At 34.2% G+C, this 22,679-nt stretch carries 16 protein-coding genes and 1 tRNA gene; 15 read left to right on the forward strand and 2 right to left on the reverse strand.

Annotation, left to right across the window (positions count from 1 at the left end):
* Positions 1-10: 10 nt before the first annotated feature.
* On the reverse strand, positions 11-1,438 hold the full coding sequence (locus OK344_RS08085) for a TonB-dependent receptor (protein WP_407936705.1): 1,428 nt from the start codon (positions 1,436-1,438) through the stop codon (positions 11-13).
* Positions 1,439-1,952: 514 nt separating this feature from the next.
* Here OK344_RS08085 and OK344_RS08090 point away from each other — a divergent pair.
* From OK344_RS08090 to OK344_RS08135, 10 genes are all read left to right on the forward strand, one after another.
* A complete protein-coding gene (locus tag OK344_RS08090; RefSeq protein ID WP_265144318.1) occupies positions 1,953-3,392 on the forward strand; it encodes an ATP-binding protein in 1,440 nt (479 codons plus the stop codon).
* 367 nt (positions 3,393-3,759) lie between these two features.
* Positions 3,760-4,077 carry a hypothetical protein gene (locus tag OK344_RS08095; protein WP_265144319.1) on the forward strand — a complete coding sequence of 106 codons (318 nt, stop codon included), beginning with the start codon at positions 3,760-3,762 and terminating at the stop codon, positions 4,075-4,077.
* A gap of 2 nt (positions 4,078-4,079) precedes the next feature.
* Positions 4,080-5,270 carry a PfkB family carbohydrate kinase gene (locus OK344_RS08100; RefSeq protein ID WP_265144320.1) on the forward strand — a complete coding sequence of 397 codons (1,191 nt, stop codon included), beginning with the start codon at positions 4,080-4,082 and terminating at the stop codon, positions 5,268-5,270.
* Positions 5,258-5,854, forward strand: coding sequence for a 7-cyano-7-deazaguanine synthase (locus OK344_RS08105; protein WP_265144321.1), 597 nt, complete (start codon positions 5,258-5,260; stop codon positions 5,852-5,854). The genes OK344_RS08100 and OK344_RS08105 overlap by 13 nt, the downstream gene beginning before the upstream one ends.
* Before the next feature lie 107 nt (positions 5,855-5,961).
* Positions 5,962-6,489 (forward strand): hypothetical protein, encoded by a 528-nt coding sequence (locus OK344_RS08110; RefSeq protein ID WP_265144322.1) that lies wholly within the window; start codon positions 5,962-5,964, stop codon positions 6,487-6,489.
* Positions 6,490-6,689: 200 nt separating this feature from the next.
* Positions 6,690-9,872 (forward strand): type ISP restriction/modification enzyme, encoded by a 3,183-nt coding sequence (locus OK344_RS08115; protein ID WP_265144323.1) that lies wholly within the window; start codon positions 6,690-6,692, stop codon positions 9,870-9,872.
* A gap of 51 nt (positions 9,873-9,923) precedes the next feature.
* A complete protein-coding gene (locus OK344_RS08120; protein ID WP_265144324.1) occupies positions 9,924-10,673 on the forward strand; it encodes an HNH endonuclease in 750 nt (249 codons plus the stop codon).
* Between the two features lie 56 nt (positions 10,674-10,729).
* Positions 10,730-12,022: an SIR2 family protein gene (locus OK344_RS08125; protein WP_265144325.1), complete on the forward strand. Its 1,293-nt coding sequence runs from the start codon at positions 10,730-10,732 to the stop codon at positions 12,020-12,022.
* Entirely contained in the window at positions 12,012-13,775 is a 1,764-nt protein-coding gene (locus OK344_RS08130) for an ATP-binding protein (protein ID WP_265144326.1), read from the forward strand. Before OK344_RS08125 ends, OK344_RS08130 begins: the two co-directional genes overlap by 11 nt.
* A gap of 77 nt (positions 13,776-13,852) precedes the next feature.
* The gene (locus tag OK344_RS08135; RefSeq protein ID WP_265144327.1) at positions 13,853-17,524 is read left to right on the forward strand and encodes an nSTAND3 domain-containing NTPase; all 3,672 of its coding nucleotides are present in this window, start codon (positions 13,853-13,855) and stop codon (positions 17,522-17,524) included.
* Positions 17,525-17,533: 9 nt separating this feature from the next.
* On the opposite strand, the gene OK344_RS08140 is transcribed toward OK344_RS08135, so the two are convergent.
* On the reverse strand, positions 17,534-17,941 hold the full coding sequence (locus tag OK344_RS08140; protein WP_265144328.1) for a helix-turn-helix domain-containing protein: 408 nt from the start codon (positions 17,939-17,941) through the stop codon (positions 17,534-17,536).
* Between the two features lie 162 nt (positions 17,942-18,103).
* On the opposite strand from OK344_RS08140, the gene OK344_RS08145 reads away from it, so the two are divergent.
* The 5 genes from OK344_RS08145 (at position 18,104) to OK344_RS08165 (ending at position 22,589) form a co-directional block, all read left to right on the forward strand.
* Entirely contained in the window at positions 18,104-18,655 is a 552-nt protein-coding gene (locus tag OK344_RS08145; protein WP_265144329.1) for a hypothetical protein, read from the forward strand.
* Between the two features lie 179 nt (positions 18,656-18,834).
* Positions 18,835-20,466 (forward strand): hypothetical protein, encoded by a 1,632-nt coding sequence (locus tag OK344_RS08150; protein ID WP_265144330.1) that lies wholly within the window; start codon positions 18,835-18,837, stop codon positions 20,464-20,466.
* Positions 20,467-21,156: 690 nt separating this feature from the next.
* Positions 21,157-21,477, forward strand: coding sequence for a hypothetical protein (locus tag OK344_RS08155; protein ID WP_265144332.1), 321 nt, complete (start codon positions 21,157-21,159; stop codon positions 21,475-21,477).
* A gap of 153 nt (positions 21,478-21,630) precedes the next feature.
* Complete coding sequence (locus tag OK344_RS08160; protein ID WP_265144333.1) at positions 21,631-22,395, forward strand: MBL fold metallo-hydrolase; 765 nt, start codon at positions 21,631-21,633, stop codon at positions 22,393-22,395.
* A 112-nt stretch (positions 22,396-22,507) separates the two neighbouring features.
* Positions 22,508-22,589, forward strand: a tRNA-Leu gene (locus OK344_RS08165).
* Positions 22,590-22,679 lie beyond the last annotated feature (90 nt).

Raw genomic sequence — 22,679 nt, forward strand, 5'->3', positions numbered from 1 at the left:
TTTTGTTTTTTTAAGAGAACTCCTTTAGTTTTAATTCTTCTTTGTAGCCGAACATTCCGCGTTCTTTAATCATTTCTGCAACACCTTCCGGTACCTGATTTTCCCAGCCGGATTCGTGGTTTGCGATTTTGTTTAGGATTTCGCGCGAATAAATTTCGGAGTGATTCGGATTATAATCTTTTATGTCAACAATTCGTTTGTTGAGTTTGAAATATTTGTAAAGTTCCTTCAGATTATCGCTAACCCTTAAATTGTTGGATGTAAGTAATTCATGGGTTTCGGGATCTTTGTAAGGATAAAGATAAACCGTCATATCCTGTCTGAAAAATTTGCCGAAAGCTTCCAGAATTCCACCTGAAAGGTTTTTGTAATAATTTTCATCAAATACATCGAGCAAATTATTTACCCCCATGGCAACACCTATTTTACCGCTTGTGTAGTTCGCAAAATAATCGATCAGACGGAAATATTCAGAGAAGTTGGAGATAATTACCGTGTAACCCAGTTTTGCCAGAACATCGACCCTGTCCAGGAAATCGCGCTCATCAATATCTCCTGACGCTCTTAAATTTGAGATGGTGATTTCGAAAAGAACAACAGTTTCTTCAAAACTGCAGCTGGAATCTTTCATGAACATTTCAAGTCCTCTTTCGAACATGTCAATATTCACAAGGGTTACCGGCCTAAAGCTGCCTCGAACAGCAAAAATATTCTTCTTATAGAGAATGTCTGCCGGAAGCATGTTGTTTCCTTCAGGATTAAAGATTACTGCATCCGTCATTCCGTTTTTCACCAGCTGAAGACTCATCAAACGGTTATCAACATAGGTAAATGCCGGACCGCTGAAATCGATCATGTCAATCTCCACATTATCGGTAGAAATATCGTCGTAAAGCGATTCTATGAGTTTTCGCGGATTATCGGAGAGATTATAGGCACCGTAAATTAAGTTTACACCAAGACTACCCAAAGTTTCCTGCTGTAAGGTCGCGTCGTTTTCATTAAATTTTACGTGAAAAACAATTTCATTATAATCTTCCTTTTCATCAAGCTGAAATCTAATCCCAACCCAGCCGTGACCTTTAAGTGTTTTATCAAAATTAATGGTCGTTACGGTATTTGCATAAGAAAAGAATTTGCGGCCGGGATTGTTTTCACGGTTCAGGCGTTCCTCAATCAATGCCACTTCATAACGAAGCATTTTGCGAAGGCGGTTTTGCGTAACATATCTGTTTTTCGCTTCTTTACCGTAAATCGCATCACTGAAATCTTTGTCGTAGGCCGACATTGCTTTTGCAATGGTTCTGGATGCACCTCCTGCTCTGAAAAAATGACGAACTGTTTCTTGACCCGCACCAATTTCGGCAAAGGTTCCGTAAATATTAGTGTCCAGATTTATAGCTAAAGCTTTCTGTTTTGGGGTTAATTTCTGGTTGATCACAAGCAATTCTAATTTTCCGTAAAATTAAGAATTATTCGCGCAATAACATAATTTTTCTTGAAGATCAGTATAAATAGGCGCATTTTTCCCCATGAGATTTACGTTGAAACAGATGCAAAAAATATAAACTTTAGTGACCTGGATTTTTAAGCTGAACCTGAACGACGGTGAAGAAAGAACCACTGTTCATCTTGATGGCAGCGAACGGTTTGCAGGAACTCCTCATGAACATTCATGCACTATCCATGAAGGATCCGTGAATGAGCCATTAGAGAGGGTGGGGGAAGCAGACGGGTCTTTTATGTGACCTGTCCAGAAATAATGTACACGTTACTCAATTGATCATACGCGGTTTTATCAATGACATGCTCCGAGTCGTGATTCGTCGGAGACCGAGAGGAAAAAATAAGCGGTTGCTTTGCTGAAAATAGTCTTATTTAACATATAAAACAGAAAATAGATAGATTTGAATCTGCTTATTTTTATTATATTTGTTGAAATAAGCAAAATAATGAAGAATTCCCGCCTTATTCCCTCCGATAAAATTATAGAACGTTTGCAGTATGAAAACCCTTGGTGGATTACCAGGGAAATACCAATGCTGTATAAAGAGATGTCTAAACGTTTGTATTTTGATTTATTCTATCCCTTTGTACAGGAAACGGAAATCCGCAGGGCTGTAGTACTTATGGGTCCACGACGGGTAGGTAAAACCGTAATGATGTTTCATACTGTAGAACAGCTGTTGGAAGATGGCATCCATGCACAACGGATTTTCTTTGTCGGAATCGATAATCCTATTTACGTTCAATTAAGTTTACAGGATATTCTGGATTTATGTAAAGAGTCTCTTCAGTTAGAAGATTTAAAAGGGTGCTACGTGTTTTTTGATGAAATTCAGTATTTGAAAGATTGGGAAAGACATTTAAAAGTATTGGTAGACTTGTACCCCGAAACTAAATTTATAGTGTCGGGATCTGCTGCCGCAGCTTTAAGATGGCACAGTACCGAAAGTGGTGCGGGAAGATTCACAGACTTTATGCTCCCACCTCTTACCTTTCAGGAGTTTATTCATTTAAAAGATAAAAATCACTTAATTTACAAAGGGCAAATACAGTATGGAGGAAAGGAGATTCCTTACTGTCTTCCTGTCAATATTGATGAGCTTAATGACGAGTTTTTGGAATATCTGAATTTTGGGGGATATCCCGAAGTGGTGCTTTCCGAAAAAATACAGAAAGACATGGGACGTTATATCAAGAATGATATTGTAGATAAAGTATTATTACGCGATTTGCCAGGTTTATATGGCATCAAAGATGTTCAGGAACTCAACCGGTTTTTTACTTATCTTGCCTATAATACGGGAAATGAGTTTTCTTACGAAGCGATGTCTAAGGAAAGTGGCATTCAAAAGGACACTTTAAAGAAATATTTGGAATATCTGGAATCTGCATTTCTGATCAAAGTCATCCATAAAGTAGATATCACTGCAAAACGCTTGAGGCGGATCACCAGCTTTAAAGTATATCTCACCAATCCTTCCCTCCGTACCGCCTTGTTTTCGCCAATAAAGGGAACAGACGATGAGATGGGAAATATGGTAGAGACTGCAATTTTGTCACAATGGATGCACAGGGATCATCTCGATTTAACTTACGCCCGCTGGAAAGATGGTGAAGTTGATTTAGTATTGGTTGATGATAAAAAGTTTAAACCCATTTGGGGAGTTGAGATTAAATGGAGCAACCGATATTTTGAAAAACCTCAGGAATTGTCCAGCCTGATTCAATTCTGCAAAACAAATGGATTCACAAGCTCATTAGTGACCTCAATTGATAAACAGGGGACTAAAAAAACAGGAGAGCTGTCTTTCACTTTTTTACCTGCATCAGTGTATGCTTATAATATTGGTGAAAATACTTTAAGAATGAAATCAACGCTTTATTAATTTACTGACTATCCAAAAATAGCAGCTCCAAAAACCTTCTTGCGGAGCAGCGGGAAAAATATCCTGAGGTGGATGAGGTTGCGCGTACCAGCATTTTAAAGGATTTTGAATTGTCGAGTCAGGGGCTTATCGGGTAGGGGATAACTTTGCCAAAGTTTTGCTGCATATACAAATTATGGGCTAAGTGAAAATAAAACCATCTGGTTTTTTATGGTTTCCCGTATTTTATAAGAAGATATTTGTTAATTTTGGAAAGTTAGTAAGGAAAAATTATCATAATGGTTATAAATCAGTGTTTGTTTTTTCAAAATAAGTAAAGACAGTTAACTATAAAATTAAACAATTAATTAAAAAAAAAACAAAATTTATGAGTGGATCGGGTGGAGGTGGATATGTACCACCACAAAGTGCAAAATTTGATTGCAACACAGGAATTATAAATACGTCCGTTTCTTCTGTTGATTTAACTGTTCTGTCTTCTCAAAATATTGGCGATATTTTACAAGTTGAACTATCAGAAACAGAAACTGTAGTTCTATCAGATGGAAACGGCGAGATATTAGGTTCTATTATTCATACAAATACTGCTGACCTAATTGAATGTATTAAAAGCGGAAATGAATATGAAGCTGTAATTACTTCAATCAATACTCCTTCTTGTCGAGTTAAAATAGAGAGAATTTAATTATGATTACTATAATTGGCGGTACATATAGAGAAATTGATTATGACGAAATATCAATTGAAATATTTGGATCTGGCTTTAGAGGTGCTAAATTCCTTCTTGAAAATAGCTGTGAAGTTGATTTTAGAACCGCTGGCAATAATGATATATTATCATATTTAAAAGAGAACCAAAAGGTTTATAAGAACTTATATTTTAATCTGGCTCCGCATAATGAACTTATAACTTTTAAGTACACGTTTCCTCTTGATAATCCTTCAATATTCCCCAATGTTTTAAACATCTCTAAACTTAATTTAATAGATGTTAAGGAGGACAACATAATAGCTTTCGGAATGCTAGAATCAAATTATAATGTAGACGGAAAAAAGGTAGTTTATGACCCACAAACTTCGATCAAACCAACTAAATTTAGTGACTTTGGCAAAGCTGAGGAATTGATCTATATAGTTAATAGAAATGAAGCTAATGCAATAGCTGCTTCTGAAAACATTGATGATATCAAAAATTATTTTTTCGATGTAGAAAATGCTAAAGCATTTATTATTAAGGATGGTCCTTTTGGGGCCACACTATACTTTCGCAATAAAGAAGTGAAAATCCCTTCCTATATTACAGAAAACGTCTTTAAAATTGGTTCTGGGGATATTTTCACATCAAGTTTTGGATATTATTGGATGAATAAAAATCTTTCTATAGAAGTATCAGCAATTTATGCGTCAAAATCTACAGCAATATTTTGTGACAAAAAAGCATATGTTGATGTAACGGCTTATGCTGGTTTTGATTATAAAGAATTTCATCTTAAACCCCTTGATAATAAGCAGGTTTATTTGGCATCTCCATTTTTCGCGATATCGGAATTAATATTAGTTGATAAAGTAAGATCCGCTTTTCTATCTTTGGGAATAAAAGTGTTTTCTCCCTTTCATGATGTTGGGTTAGGTGATAGTGAATTAATTACAAAATACGATCTAGAGGGTATTGATAATTCAGATATAATATTTTGCTTATTCGACAATTATGATTCAGGCGCTTTGATTGAGTCAGGTTATTCATTAGCAAAAGGAAAAAAAATAATTGGTTATCATCGTACCTGTGCAGAAGATAAACTATTAATGTTAAAGGGCTCCTCTATTGAGTACTACAATCATTTAACTACAGCTATTTACAAGACGATATGGAATCTATAAAAAGAGGAATTTTACTTTCAGGAGGAATCGATTCAATATCACTTGCGTATAATTTAAAACCGCAAATTGCTTATACGATTGATTATGGTCAAACAGTTGCTAAACGAGAAATTTATGTTTCAAAATACATAGCTAAAAAACTAGGAATTGTACATAAGGTTATTACAGTTGATTGTAGAAATCTTGGGTCTGGAACATTAGCAAATAAAGAAATTATCGATCTTTCGCCATCAGATGAATGGTGGCCATATAGAAATCAGTTATTGATAACATTATCTGCAATGCAAGCAATTAAAGATGGTGTTTCTGAATTATATTTAGCATCGGTAAAGTCAGATAATTTTCATTCTGATGGCACCAATATGTTTTATGAGCTGATTAATGAACTAGTTAATTTTCAAGAAGGTAATATTAAAATAATTTGCCCAACATTAGAATATTATAGCCACGAGCTGGTTAAAAATTATAACGTTCCTCTTGATCTACTCAGCTTAGCTCATTCTTGTCATATCTCGAACTTAGCTTGTGGTAAGTGTTCTGGATGTATTAAACAATTGAAAGTTAGACATGAAGTAGGGCTGTAATTAAAATCCTCTGCAGCTACATGATTTTCTAACTTTTAGACAAAAAATAAAAGTCCATACGAAGGATTTGTTGAAAGGATTAAGCGTGAATAAAATACTGCACTGAGATGGATAACCTAAATTTATTAGACAAATTAGAAAATGCCAGGTTAAAATATAAGCCGGAGAAAATTAAACTGCTGTTAATTGCTGAAGCTCCACCTGACTCTTTAAACAGATTTTTTTATTTTGAAAATGTTAAGGAAAAAGATTTTCTGTTTTTAGCTATATCCGAATATTTTTATCCTGCATTGAAAGAAAAATTCCTTATATCACATAGAAGTGAAAAGATCAAGGCAATAATTTTATCTCATTTAAAAAAAGATGGAATATTTCTTATAGATCTATATGAATTGCCTCTGTCAGTTTGTTACGAGACCGAAAACAAAGCCGTAGAAAAAGCTCTTGCAAAAGTTGATGATTTAGTAAATTCCAAGACAAAAATCATAACAATAAAGTCTAATGTTTATGATGCTCTTAAAAGCAAGCTCAAAAAATATAACCATGTAGATGTAAGAATCCCTTTTCCCTCATCTGGACAGCAATCGAATTTTAAAGTTAAATTTGATGAAGCGATGGTTAAGGCCAGCTTTTAGACCGGAAAATCTTTGTATAACAGTTATTTTCCAGTATAATACACAAACAGCTTTTATATTCACCTGTCTAACACCATTCAACAGTGCAATAATTCATTATTGAACATCATACATTGGAAAAGCAGTTTTTCCCATAAACTAAGTTCTACACACGATAACTCATAAAATTTATCGTATTTTTGAGAGATTACTAAATAAACATGACCATTCAACAATATATTGATAATCTGAACAGATTATATCAAACCGGAAACTCGAGAGAACATTCTTATAGAGGAGATTTACAAAATCTTCTGTCGACTTTACTTCCCGAAATATTAGTAACCAATGAACCTGCTCGAATCGAATGTGGTGCTCCGGATTATGTGCTTACCAAAGGGAAAAATAATATTCCGGTGGGTTATATAGAAGCCAAAGATATTGGTGTTAAACTCGATTCCAAATTACTGAAAGAACAGTTTGACCGTTACCGGCTGGGGTTAAGCAATCTGATCATCACAGATTATCTCACTTTCGAGTTTTACCGTGACGGCGAAAAATATAAAACGATCACCATCGCAGGCAATATTGAGGGTAAGATCATCAGTCAGCCTGAACATTTTTCTGAATTTGAAAGCCTGATTAAAAACTTCGTCCAGACCGTCTCTCAAACCATACAAAATCCGCAACGGTTGGCAGAAATGCTCGCCGGGAAAGCGAGGTTGATGGCGGATATTATTGAGAAATCACTGAATGCGGATGATGAACACGAACGTTCTTCTGATTTAAAAAATCAAATGATCACGTTCAAGAAAATGTTGATTCATGACATTGATAATAAGGCATTCTCCGACATTTATGCACAGACCATAGCATATGGGATGTTTGCTGCGCGATACAATGATCCGACTTTGGAAACTTTTTCCCGTTTAGAAGCAGCGAACTTAATTCCGAAATCCAATCCTTTTCTCAGAAAACTGTTTCAGGATATTGCAGGTTTCGATTTAGATGACCGTTTGGTATGGATTGTAGAAGAACTGGTTCAGATATTTTTGGCGACAGATGTTGAAAAGATCATGAAGAACTTCGGGAAGTCTACCAAAATGGAAGATCCGATCATCCACTTTTATGAAACTTTCCTTGCTCAATATGATAAGGACCTCCGGAAAGTACGTGGGGTCTGGTACACGCCGCAGCCCGTTGTCAATTTTATTGTAAGGGCAGTAGATGATATTCTGAAAGATGAATTCGGTTTATCACAGGGACTTGCCGATACGTCTAAAACGAAGATTAAAGTAGAATCTCAGATTCCTGATGCCCGTTCCGCGACTGGATTCCGATTGGTTGAAAAGGAAGTTCACCGGGTTCAGATTTTAGATCCTGCTACCGGCACAGGAACTTTCCTGGCTGAAACGGTGAAACACATTCATTCCAAATTTAAAGGCATGGAAGGCCTGTGGTCCAAATATGTGAAGAATGATCTCATTCCAAGGCTGAATGGCTTTGAACTTCTCATGGCTTCGTATGCCATGGCGCATCTGAAAATGGATATGCTCCTGAAAGAAACAGGTTATAAGGCGAATGATGACCAAAGATTCAGAATATTTTTAACCAATTCCTTAGAGGAGGCGCATCCCGATTCCGGAACGTTGTTCAGTTCGTGGTTATCGGACGAAAGTACACAGGCCAATAAAATTAAAAAAGAAACACCGGTGATGGTAGTCATGGGTAATCCTCCGTATAGCGGTGAAAGTGCCAATAAAGGAAAATGGATTATGGACCTTATGGAAGATTACAAAAAGGAGCCCGGAGGAAAAGAAAAATTGAAAGAACGTAATCCTAAATGGATTAATGATGATTATGTGAAATTTATCCGTTTTGCACAGTATTTCATTAATAAGAATGGAAATGGTATTTTAGCTTTTATTAATCCTCATGGTTTCCTAGACAATCCCACTTTCCGCGGAATGCGCTGGAACCTTTTAAAGGAGTTTGACAAAATTTATACGATCGATCTACACGGAAACTCTAAGAAAAAAGAAATTTCCCCCGATGGTTCTGTAGATCAGAATGTTTTTGATATTATGCAGGGAGTTTCTATTAATCTTTTTGTAAAAACAGGCAATAAAAAAGCAGGTGTATTAGGGCAAGTTTTTCATCATGATTTATATGGAAAACGGGATTTTAAATATGAGTTTTTAAAAGAAAATAACATCAGCAAAATACCCTTTAATTTATTGGAGAATATTGCCCCCAATTATTTTATGGTGCAAAAGGATTTTGGGGTTCAAAAAGTTTATGATAATGGATTTAAAGTAAATGAAATATTTTCACTGAAGAATGTGGGAATTGTTACTTCGAGAGATTCATTTGTAATTGATATAAATCAAAAAGTACTCGAAGATAGAGTTAAGGATTTTTTTATTTTATCAAAAAATGAAATTGTGTACAAATATAAATTGAAAGAAAATTCCTCTTGGAAGATAGATGAAGTTAAACTAAAAGCTTTGGAATTTGACGCTGATTCGATTGTACCGATTTCATACCGGCCTTTTGATAAAAGATATTTATATTACAATGATTTATTTATAGAAAGGAATAGGAGAGATATTATGAAGCATCTGCTTAATGATAATCTCGCACTTAATATTTGTCGACAATTAGTATCTGAATCGTACTCGCATGTTTTTATTACAAATAAAATTGTGGACGACTCATATGTTTCAAATAAATCGAGAGAAAGAGGTTATGTTATTCCACTCTATCTCTACACCAAAACTTCTTCCCAAACAACATTAGAAGAAAACCCTGTAAGAGTACCCAATCTCAACATGGAAATCGTGGAGAAAATGGAGGAGCAGCTTAGACTTGCTTTCATTCCTGAAGAAAATTTAGTGGTAGATCTTGCTGAAGGATATGACGGAACTTTTGCACCGATCGATTTGCTCGATTACATCTACGCTGTTTTACATTCCCCAAGATACCGGGAAACCTACAAAGAATTTCTAAAAATAGATTTCCCCAGAGTGCCTTACCCAACGGATCAGAAACAATTCTGGGATTTGGTGGCTTTAGGAAAACAAATTAGAGAACTCCATTTATTGGAATCGGAAAAAGTTAATGATTTTATTTCAACTTATCCGGAAGATGGATATAATGTGATAACAAAACCTGTCTACAAAAACGGCAAGGTTTATATCAACGAATCACAATATTTCGCGAACGTCCCGGAAATCGCCTGGAATTTTTATATCGGCGGCTACCAACCGGCCCAGAAATGGCTCAAAGACCGGAAGGACAGGGAACTGTCTTATGAGGATATTTTTCACTATAACAAGATGATTGTGGCGCTGACGGAGACTGACAAGTTGATGAAGGAGATTGATAGGGTTTTAGTATTTTAGTAATTATTAGTATTTTTGAGTTATTTTGAAAATAGTGGAGCAAAAAAAACGATGAAAAATAATCTCCCTAAAATATGTTATTGGTGCGGAATAGAACTTACACCATCAGCTATCAAGAGAGAGCATGTTCCGCCACAAGGATTTTTCCCAAAAGGCTATAGAAAAGATTTGATGACAGTGCCTTCTTGTGAAAAACACAATAATAATTTTTCCCAAATAGATGAAAAATTTCAATTTTATCTAAAGTCGCATAGAAGTAATAGTGTCGCAGAAAAGGATTTTCTAGATACTGTGGTAAGAAGTTTGAAGCGGAAAGAAAAGCAAGGTTTTGTGAATTCATTTAACAAAAATACAGCTATTGGATTCATTAATGAAAAACCCACCATCTTCAGCAAATTAGAACCTTTTGAAGCTGACTCATTTATTGAAAAAATAATGCGTGCATTATATTTTTATCACAAAGAAGAACCTGCTGAAGGAATGATTCAATGGTTTTCAAAACACATTCACTTTAGAGGAATTGATTCTAATTCTCTTGTGGATTCTTTTAAAGAGGATTTAGATGAAAGAATACTTACTAGAGGAGAATTTAGTAATCCTGAAGTTTTTCAGTATAGGTACATTGATGTTCAAGGTACTTTTGGTTTATTTTTAGACTTCTACGAAGGTATTGAATTCATTGGCTGGGTTTTATCAAAAGGTTTCACATATGATAATTTCAACTCCGAAAAATATGGTTACACCGAAAAACAATTACACGAAATCAATAATAGAAACAATATCATTTATCCCAACTTTTAGATGATAGAGTTGAGTAATTGTATTTCAGAATATACACACTTTGATAAAAAATAAATATGAGTAAAAAATACCTTTTCATAAATGGTCATAAATCAGTAGCTGTAGAATACGATGGCGATACCGTTTCAGAAGTTTATATTGATGGCAATCGTTACGATTTTGGAGACGAAGTAAATCCCAATAAATTAGATTTTGCAAATGCTATAAAACGGAAAAAATATGCAGAACTCTTAAATAACCAGTTTGAAAATTTGGTAATCCTCTCAGGTGCTGGATCTTCAGTTGGCATAGGGCAAAATATTATAGATGATGTTTTAGAAATTGAGATTGAAAGAACAGGTAAAATAATGTCTGATCTCTGGGATGCTGTTGAAGCAAAATTGACAACACCTTTATTAGAGAAATTCTGTGATTTAGTCACTTATACAAAATTTGAATTAGAAGAAGGAAATCACAGAAGGTATGATAAGAATCTTGAAAAACTATTATCTCTTGCTACCATTGCCAAAAATTTTGTAGTTGATCCAATAGTAGAGACTGATGAAATCAAAAAAATAGATATTGACAAAACCATTAAGATTATTGAGCAGCTTATTAAAGAAAATTGTACTTTAAAACTTCCTGATGACGCTCCTCATTTACTATTCATCGAAAAAATAACTAAAAGGAAAGTTACACTACCAAGGGTAAAGGTATTCACGTTAAATTATGATACTTTATTTGAGCAAGCTGGTAGAAAGAAAAATTTCACAATTATAGACGGTTTTTCATTTTCACATCCTCGCACCTTCAGCGGAAGAAATTTTGATTTAGATATTGTTTCCAGAAATTCAAGTAGAGTAAAAGAGGAAGACAACTTTGTTCAGAAAGTTTTTCATCTTTACAAACCACATGGATCTGTGGACTGGACAAAAGAAAATAATGAAATAATACAAAGGGAAAACGTTGAAAATCCTTTAATGATATTTCCTAAGGACAGTAAATATGAAAGTTCCTATGAACAACCTTATTTTGAAATGATGTCTCGCTTTCAACAGAACTTAAGAAATGAAAATGTTCTACTGGTGTGTATTGGCTTTAGTTTCAATGACAAACATTTGGTGACTGCTATTATAGAGGCATTAGAACAAAATCCTAGTTTTCAATTAGTGGTAGTTAACCGGAGTATTGATCAAACATCACCGACATTTAGACCTATTTTCGAAGCATCAAAAAAACATAGTATTATTACCTTAGTTTCAGAATTATTTAAAGATTTCGCAGACAATTATCCAGATCTTAAATCTTACAATCAAGAAGATGTAAAAAAGATTATTCTCAATTTAAATTCTAATACTGATGAGCAATAATCCCTTTAATCATAGTCATTTCATTGGCTATATAAATCAAGTTTTACCACATTATGTAAAAGTTCACTTTCCATCGTCAGTTTTAATGAAATCTTTCACTTTTTATGGTGAAGAGCTAAAAGGAGGATTAGTGGGTAATTATGTGGTAATCGAAGGTGAAAATTATGGATTCTTAGGTAAAATACTTGAGTTAAGTTTACCTGAAAAGGAACGTCTTGAATTAAGTGAAAAATCTTTTAGTACTAAAGACTTCCATCCAACTGGTAAAATCGAAATACTATTATCATTTGAGTTATTTCATCCTACAAGAATTGATAAAGGCTTGAATTCTCTACCAATGATTGGATCAAAGGTATTTATATGTTCATCCGAGTTTATTAAAGGTTATTTCAAAAATTTTGGAGTTAAAGATGATTATGTTGGTACTCCTCCAACCATTAATTTGGGGCATTTAACTTATGACAAATCAACTGTTGTCGAGTTATCTCAACAAGCTTTATTTGGAAGACACTGTGCTATTGTAGGAACTACTGGAGGTGGTAAAAGCTACACAGTAAGTCGATTGCTGCAAGGAATAATAGAAAATAAAAACAAAGCGATTATTATTGATCCAACAGGAGAATATTCTAATTTTGATAACATAGCCGATAAAACTTGCAAGCCTTTAATATTGTCCAGAGATTCTTTTTTTCATTATTCAAATTTGACAGTTACGGATTTATTTGTTTTGCTTAGACCCTCAGGACAAGTTCAAGCACCTAAATTAATGGAGGCAATAAAATCTTTAAAAGTTTTACGAATCTTAGAAAATAATATTGATGGCGACTTTATAATCAAGTCTAACGACAATACTTTTTCTATTAAAATTACAGAGGAAATAAGAGAAGATATAATTGTTAGAGATGGAACAATTTTTAAAGCAGGAAAATTAATACGACCATTTAATAGAGTCTATTCAACATTTATAAGCCAAATAGAGGGTTTAAATTCAAACTTTAATATTGAAAAATTATCACATCAAATAGCAAAAGAATGTATCAACGATGTAGATTTTAACGATCATCATAAATGGGGAACTCAAAATAACAATCATGCTACAAATTGTATTAGTTTAATACTTAGGATTAATAATCTGGTAAACAATACTGAATTTAATAAAGTATTTGGGTTTGATAAGCAAAAAAATGATGATGGCGAACTAATAGATGGTATTAACAAATTTATTGAAAGTGATCTTAGTTTATTGAGAATAAGTTTTGAGTCTGTTAGTTTTGATTTTCAAGCTCGAGAAATATTAGCAAATGCTGTCGGCAAGTTTTTACTTGATTTAGCTAGAAAAGAAAAATTTAAAACTAAGCCCTTGGTATTATTTATTGATGAAGCTCACCAATATTTAAACAAAAAGGTAAAAGATGAATATTTTGAATCTACAGATTTAAGCGCATTTGACAGTATAGCAAAAGAATGTAGAAAATATGGTTTGTTTCTTTGTTTAGCTACACAAATGCCGAGAGATATTCCAAATGGCACATTAAGCCAAATCGGTACATTCATAGCACATAGATTAATAAATTATCAAGATAAAGAAGCAATCGCTAATGCTTGTTCTTCAGCAAATAGAGATACTTTAGCTTTTTTACCTGTACTAGGTTCTGGAGAAGCTATTTTAATGGGCGTTGATTTTCCAATGCCCGTAATGTTGAAAATTGAAAGCCCTCAAATAACACCAAATTCTGAGACACCTTTATTTTGATAAGAGAATTATTAAAAATTACAGAAAGCTGAAATCAGTCCTTTCATAATCTACGAAAAAGTAAAAATCACACTTCTATGATTACTTTAATTGAGCAAAAATTGTCAAGTTGTAATCCTGATAAGTTTGCGAACTTATGTAGACTTTATCTTTCCTATAAATATGAAATTATAAATTCGACAGGCTTTGTTTTAGGTAAAGAAAAATCTAAAAAGGGAACTCCTGATAATTTTATTCCGATTAAAGATTTTTACATATTCAATGAAATCACAACTACTGGGATCAAAGGATTAATTCCAAAATTAAAACAAGATATTGAGCATTGTTTTAATCAGGCTGATGTTCCTTCGGGGAAAATTCTCAAAATAATTCTTATCTGTAATGACAAAATTACAACGGCCATTCAAGAAGAGTTAAATCAACACAAAAAATCTTTCAGCTCTAGTGTTGGCTTAGAAGTTATAGGAATTGATGCACTTGCCACTATAATATTTAAAGAGTATCCGTCATTAGCTAAGGAGTTAGGTTTAGCGATTGATACAGGTCAAATACTTGAAGTTGATGAATTTGTTTCTCAATACCAAAAGTCAAAATTTTCAACTCCACTGTCCAATCATTTTTTTAATAGAGATAGAGAATTAATCGAAGGAGGTTCTTTGATTCAAAATAATGATATTCTAATTATTTCAGGACAGGCTGGCGTAGGAAAAACAAAATTTTCATTAGAATTGGTAAAAGAATTCAAAAAAAATAATTCTGATTGTAAGGCAAAATATATCAGAGCCAACGGAATTCTTGATATTTGGGAAGATTTAAAAATTCAGATTATAAAGGAGAAAAAATATATTGTCGTAATTGATGATGCTAACAAATTAAAAAACAATCTTGACCTTATCATAAATTTTAAAAATAGTTTTAAAAGTGGTACAATAAAGTTAATCTTTACTGTCCGAAATTATGTAAAAGAAGAAATTCAGGGTAAACTTAAAAATTACCAACTAATTGAACTTAAAAATTTTGAGAGAGATGAATTAAAAAAAATTTTACAATCCTCAGACTTTAATATTACAGAGTATTATTCAGATAAAATTTATTCCATATCGAAAGGGAATCCAAGAATAGCAATAATGGCAGCGCTTGCTGGCATCAATGGAGAAATTGAAAAGCTCAATAATGCTTCATTGATATTGGAAGAATATTTTTCGTCAGTTAATCTACAACTAAATGTAAAGAGTCAACTTATTAAAACTGCCGGAATTTTATCATTATTCAGAACTATAGATTTTAGCAATACCAAGTCTATAGATGAAATCGAAAAATATTTTGAAATTTCAAAAAATGAATTAATTGAAAATCTAGAATTGCTTTTCAAATATGAAATTGCAGATGAATTCAATGGATCATATAAAGTTGCAGACCAAATTTTAGGGGAATATATTTTTTATTTGGTTTTTATTAAGCAAAAACAAATTTCATTCAGATTACTTCTTGATTTGTATGTAGATGAAAATAAATTTTCTTTGATTAAGCTACTTACACCAATTGTAAATAATTATGGTTTTGAAGAAATAAAACTTCTTATCATTGATGACATAAAAGGCAAGTGGAATATTCTAAGTGATGATACTAAGTGCTTGAAATTCCTAACGGATTTTTGGTTTTATTTGCCAACTGAATCGTTAATTTTTGTAAATAAATTTATTTCCACAGAAAATATTAGTCATTTACATAGTCTTCCTTTTGAAATTTACAATGATAATCACATAGAATCCTATGATGATAAAATTGTAGAAATTTTAGTGAATTTTCAACAGTTTCCTGAAAGATTTATACTTTCATTAGATTTACTTGTGAAATATGGGTTGTTAAGTTCTCGTAATTTTACAAAATTGCTTAAAGTATTTACCCAGTCATTCACTTATGGAAAATATGATCACAATCTGAATTATGCTAATCAAATAAAATTATTTGAATTTTTGTACAATAAAGTTCAAGACGAAGACAATATTTTTTATTCTAAAATTATACTTTTCATTGCACCTAAATATTTGATTGATAGTTTTCAATCCTCAGTTTGGGATGGAAATACAATTTATACTAGTCAGATTCCGACATATTTATCTGAAGAACAAAAAGAATTTAGAATTAAATTATGGAATTTCATTTTTAACTGTTATAAAAATGAAATTTTAAAAGTATTCGTTTTGGATTTCTTTGAGAAACATAGATATGAGCATCACTATCTTCAATATGATGTGATCATCAAGTTTGATGAAAAACTAGTTATTGATTTTTTTGTGAACAACTTTTTACCAAATCCTAATTTTCGAGAAACAAAAATTGTCCATAGATTCTTTAGAAGTTTAGATTCTTACAAAGTAAAATTCAATAAAAAATTAAACGATAAATTTAGAAATAAAGAAGTAGATTTATGGCATTTACTCAATGAAAGAGCGGAAGATAAAAGAGAATTACTATATCTATATGTAGAAAATTTTGATTTCCTCAAATATCAAGTTTTCCTGAAGCAGATTGATTTAATTAGTAAACATAAAAAAGGGTTTCTTGAGGGATATTCAATAAGCAAGGAGTCTATTTCGCATATACTCATAAAACTTTCAAACGTAGATTTTAAATTATTTATCGAAGTTCTCGAAGAACTTTTTAAGTATGAATATTCAGAGCATCTATATTTGGGAATGGTATTTAGAGATATTAGTTATGATGATTTTAAATCAAAAAAAATACGGGGTTTAATTGCTGAAAGTAAAATTCCGCAGAGTTGTTGTGTGCCTTTTTTATCCCACTTACCAGTTGATTTTATTACATATCAAGATTATTTTATATTACTGAAATTTTTCAAAGAGGAAAAAACGGTTTGGATAAATTTTATTGAAGATATTTTTGTAAAATTAAAAAAATTAGATATTGACCTTGAAAAAGAACTTGATGGTGTGGTGGATTATCTGGTTTTAAAATCTCATTCGCAAAACTTATTTGTCCACCACGATTTCTTCAAATATTTATATAATGAATACAACAATATTTTTTTAAATAGATTAAAAGATATAGAACGCATTTATCTTGCTATGAATTCAGAAGGTAGACGTTTCGATTATGATTTGGGAACTTTAAAGTTAATTCTTGTAAACAATCCAAAATTTATCAATGAGTTTTTAGAATCAACCTTTAATGATAAAACATATATCAGTACAACAGATTTTTTAGAATATGATTTTAAACGGTTGTGGGATTTAGAAAATAGAAATGAAATAATGGAATATGTAATCATATTTTCGAGCAAATTTCCTTTCTTCTTCAAAAATGTACGATCAGAAGTTTCGACGGTATTTCAAGAAAGCGGAGAAAATGGCGTGAATTTTCTCTATTATTTAATTAATAAAACTTTCGATGAAAGAATAATGAGATTAATATTCAATATAGTGCTATCCATATTTAGTGAATTAAAATATAGCTTTTTAGATATTATTCTAAAGAAAAACTCAGATATAGAATTTTTCAAAAAATTAGATTTTTATGCAGGAGATAGTTTAACTGTCAACAGCAGAATTCCAAAAGTCAGGGGTGAGATTACTGTTTATGAGGAGCTGAAGAAGTATATACAAGCATTAAATAAAATAGAATACTTGGAACATCTTAATTTTATTGAAAATCAAATCAATTCTTATAAGGCAGAAATAGAATGGGAAAGGAAGCGCGAATTTTTGAGTGAATGGAGTAATATCTAATAATTTATTTCAGTGCTTCTCAATCAAGTTCTCTAATCTGGTCATCATCTCGTCCTTCTCCTTCAGCATTCTTTCATAGAGCGCGATCTTTTCGTCGTGAAGTTTCAGCAATTGATCAATAGGTTGAAACACCGGATGATGGTTGTAAACGGCTCCGTTATCATTATTGGTGATTGTATTAGCAATAATATTTATGGCAGACTGTTCATCAAAATTCTGAAAAGCCTCCACGGGAATTTTCAATACCTCAGATATTTTCTGAAGCAACGGATCTTCGATGACGTCTTTCTGTTCGAGCAGGGAGATTTTCTTCTGGTTCCAGTCTTCGCCCAGGTCAAAAGCCAAAGCTTCCTGCTTAATGCCCAACATTTCTCTAAAGCGTTTCACGTTGCGTCCCTGATGTATTTTCTGTTCCATGCGTATTGTTTTTTCTGAGCCCTAAAGATAAGACTATCCGTTGAAAAGTAAAGTTAAAAAATTTGAGGTAAAAATCCTAATGCCGCGGATATATTATCCCTTTTCGGAATAGAACATCCCTTTGCAATCCAGGAACTTCGCTTCATCATAAAATCCTACCTCATGAAAAATAAAAAAATTCCTTTAGAACCGGGCTTTTGGACGGACGACAGTATTACAGACCCATTCGAACTGATCGATGCTTTTTTCGATTTCCACCACCATGACGGATATAAAAAAGTACTTCAGGAAATGATGGTATTCACGCAGAAAAAAGAAATCTGCCGCAAAGAATATCCCGGTCAGATTTTCGTCCTTTACACCGCTTTCCGTTCCTTCCTGCGATCCTGCTACAGATTGCAGTTCAAAGGAGATCAATGGAAAATGAAAGAGACTGAACCTGTGGAAGCTGGTGCTAAGCTTTACCTCGCCTCACTGACGATAAAGGAGTTTCAGGATCCCTTCTCCGTTTTTAGAAATGCATTCATCGAAAAAAGTTTAGACGAATACGATTTTTTTCTCTGCGAAACAGTTCATCTGGCTTTGTCTCCTTATATAGATCCTTCAGGCATGGATGTGATGACGCCTTTTTTCCAGTTCATCAAGATGCTGGACGCTGCGCATCTTTTGAAGGAAAGGGGAATAGAGAAGATTACCACAAAAGATGACAGATGAGGGACGGGGATGAGATTCTTCCTTCGTCAGAATGACAGCGCGTGGGCGATGTTAAAGCGGCTAGAAGAGCAAAAGTAAGATATCATAGTCAGGTTGAGGAATATAATATCCCTTTTCAAACTTGAATAGCTCCTGTACCCTGAAGAAATTTGTGTCATAACCTTTAAAAATACAACACGATGGAAACGAAACAGAAATTCAGCATTCCTTTACCGCATGAGGTCATCAGAAATCAGATCTCTCAAGCCCTTCATGAATTTTCAGTGCTTCAGCTGCATTTGTTAAAGCCTGAAAACACTTCATCAATAGAAGTACTGATCCTGATGAAAGACCCTAAAGAGGCAGAAACCCTGCGCGCCAGAAAATGGATCGCCAAGGCTGCAGCTGCTCAGATCAATATCCATATTGCTTATCACCACAAAGCAGAATTTCAGTTGAAATGCGGCAATCCTTTTTATCAGTATTACGCTGATCCCTCAGCAATGGTCTGGATGAATGAGGAAGTTGGTGTACCGCTGAAAACGTACCCCACAAAGAAAGCGTTTAAGAAAAAGCTGAATATTTTTAAGGAGAAGTTTTACCACGACCATGACCTCCTGATGACAGAAGCCAATAAATTTCACGCCGGTCAAATGTATGCGGCTGCCTTTCAAAGCTACCTGACCGTATTTGAGCATCATGTGGAATACCTCGAAAACTTATACATGGGCTGTAATTTCTTTGACAGAAACCTTCACACAAGACTTACACAGCTGATCCGCTATATTCCGGAAATTCAGAGAGTTTTTGTGATGAAAAATGAACATGCTTTTTACCTGATCAGCAAAATGGAGGAATCAGTAAGTGAAGCGGAAGGCGGTGGAGAATCTGATATGTATTCAGAGCTTTATGGTGCAGTAAAATCAGCAGAAGCACAGCTGTATAAGATGGTTGCTGATAGATTTTCAAAATTCAGCCATATCATTCGTTTCAAAAAATCATCACCAATGATGAATCATCCTGTGAAAGATTCTGAAAGTAAGGGTCCTCTTTTTGAAAAGGTGTTAAAAACGGTGATCACGAAACTTGCACCGGAAGAAATTTACTTATTTCAAACAAAAGAATTATCTTCTCCAAACCCTGAAGAAAAGCAATGCATCTATTATCTGCTGGTCATTGGTGACGCTATTGGAAACAGTGCCATTGAGGATATTCAGCACTCAGTGTCGGACACCTCGAATGGCAGGACAAATGTTGTGATATTGGGTCACAGCAGAATATATCTCCAGAATCATCTGAATAAACATCAACAGCTGATGAAGCGGATCATCACCCATGAAAATAAAGTGTATCAGTCCACTGATTTCCACCCAGCCATTCATTGGCAGGATTCTGTATGGGCCAGTGATTGGGAATTCAACATGCAGTATCGTACCGTGAAAGACTTTGTAGAACAGTATTTTAATCTTCGGGATCACCTGCAGCATGATAATCATTGCGGACTTGTACAGTTGTTTTCAAACAGCATCATGCGCCTTTTACGCATCTACATTAATGCTGCGTTTCCCTATTATATGCCACACTACTTAAACGCATACAGTATATGGAAACTTTGTGTTTACGCAGATCCGTCTCTGGAAAAAACCGAATTTTTATTTGAAAAACTTTCCACTGCTTTTTATAAATTAATTGATTACTATATTAAATATTCAGACAGCAGGGGAAAGTCATCCGCGGAAGAATTAATTATTATGGATGAAATCCTGAACGTTCTGACCAAAAAATTAGATCATCTGGTTAAGGAGAAAAATCTTACAGCGCAAACCACCTGAAAATTGCAAAGTCCCCGTTAAATAGATCGGGATTTCTTCATGGTACAGTTACATCACGATTTATTGAGTAATTGGTATAGTGAGTTCAGGACAGGCAATAACCGGCATCAGAGATAGTGCATTCTGGGATGCTCCATAGATGCTTCATGGATGCTTCATGGATACTTCATGGATACTTCATGAGGAGTTCATGAAACACCACCGAAAAAATAAATGAAAATAAAAGAAAGTCTCTTACCTGCCAATGCACCTTAAAAGACGTTATCCCGTAAAGTGTGTGAATAAGAAAGTTGAGGATTAGATTTTATAATTCGTACCTTTCTTTCCTGCGGGTAACGTATTTGCAATCGTTTTGCAGCAAATAAATAAAGTTCTTTTGCATTCCTCACGTTAACGCAACACCTATGGAAGAGGTAAGCAAACACAAAAATATACCGATCCGCCGTACTGCTTATTTGCGCTTTAATCATATCGCCATAAGAAAAAAGTTGTGTTCCTCTGGTGTTTAAGTGAGACCAGGCCTTTCTTCTTACCAATGTTATCTGGTGCATGGCTGTGTTTTTCACATGGATCAGTATGCGGACCTGAAATATTTAATAACAGTTTTTATTTACCGTAACGGAACACGAAAGCCTGCAATTGCTGTCCAAAAAAAATACCTACCTTTAAATTTAACTTTATTCATCTATCATGGGCGAAATAATCAAAGGAATATGCAAATGTGGTTACCAAACCAAAGAACTTAAATTCGGTGCAGGCATGGCAGATTTTGAGCATTCACGAACGGTACCCGCAATCAGTATGATGACCGCGGAAATCGTGGAGCTGGATATTTTATCAAAATCCCCGAATCCCCAACTGGTGCCCTATACCGATCCCAGATTACATGACCAGTATTGTACCTGCACTCGCTTGGAGGCATGGGACACCCTTTTGCCCACCGAAGGAAACTACTGCCCGGGATGCCATCAGTTCAGGCTGCGGTTTGAATCTCTGGCCCTTTATGATTAGCAGTTCCGGATAATCCTTGTTGATCAATTACAGTACAAATGATGAGTTGAAATTAGTCTGTCTAACCTGTACCGGTGGTCAACTTTCAGTAATTTGTTAAAAGGATAAACGCTGATTTTAGTATTTTTACCCCTAAAATACCCTCACCAAAAAATGAAGTTGAAATTTTTAGGAAGCGGAACCTCGCAGGGAGTTCCTGTGATTGGCTGCCATTGCGAAGTCTGTACTTCCCAAAATCCCAAAGACCGGCGGTTTCGCTCTTCGGCTTTGATTACTACAGATGCCGGTAAAAAGATCCTGATCGATTGCGGTCCGGATTTCAGGATGCAGATGCTCGAAAACAACGAAGAGCATGTGGATGCTTTGCTGCTGACCCATGAGCATAACGATCATGTGATTGGTCTTGATGATATGCGGCCGCTGATCTTCCGAAGCCGAAAAGATATCCCCATTTACTGTTCAAAAAGGGTAGGAGACGAAATTAAGCAGCGTTTTCCCTACGCATTTGCAGAGATAAAATATCCCGGCGCGCCGTCTTTTGAACTGCATGAGATTTCCGGGCCCTTTACTTTATTTGATGCGTACGTGACTCCGGTAGAAGTTTTGCACCATAAATTGGCGATTTTTGGATTTAGGTTTAAAAATCTTGTGTATATTACTGATGCGAGTGCGATTCCTTATGAAGAGATGGAAAAATTAAAGGACCTGGATTATCTTATACTCAACTGCATCAGGAAGGAAGAACCACATCCTGCCCATTTTATTTTACCTCAGATTTTGGAACTGTTCAAAATTCTGAAGCCGAAAAAAATGTTTCTCACCCATATTTCCCATCACATGGGAATGCATCAAGATGTTGAGAATGAGTTGCCTGAGAATGTACATCTTGCCTATGATCAGTTAGAAATTGATTTCTGATTTCGAATATGTGATTAAAAAAAGCCTTTATTCAGGTGCAAACCCTGAAAAAATTCTGATAAATAATTTTTCAGAATTAAAAAAAAATCTATATTTGCACACCCAATTACGAGCCCAGTTGGCGGAATTGGTAGACGCGCTAGACTCAAACTCTAGTACCGCAAGGTGTGCCGGTTCGATTCCGGCACTGGGTACAAACCTCTGAAATCATTGATTTTCAGAGGTTTTTTTATGTCTGTTTCATAATGCCTTCTCTGGAAATTATTCGCTTTCAAGTCAATATA

It is taken from the genome of Kaistella yananensis (assembly GCF_026107505.2).
GTDB classification, from domain to species: Bacteria; Bacteroidota; Bacteroidia; order Flavobacteriales; family Weeksellaceae; genus Kaistella; species Kaistella yananensis.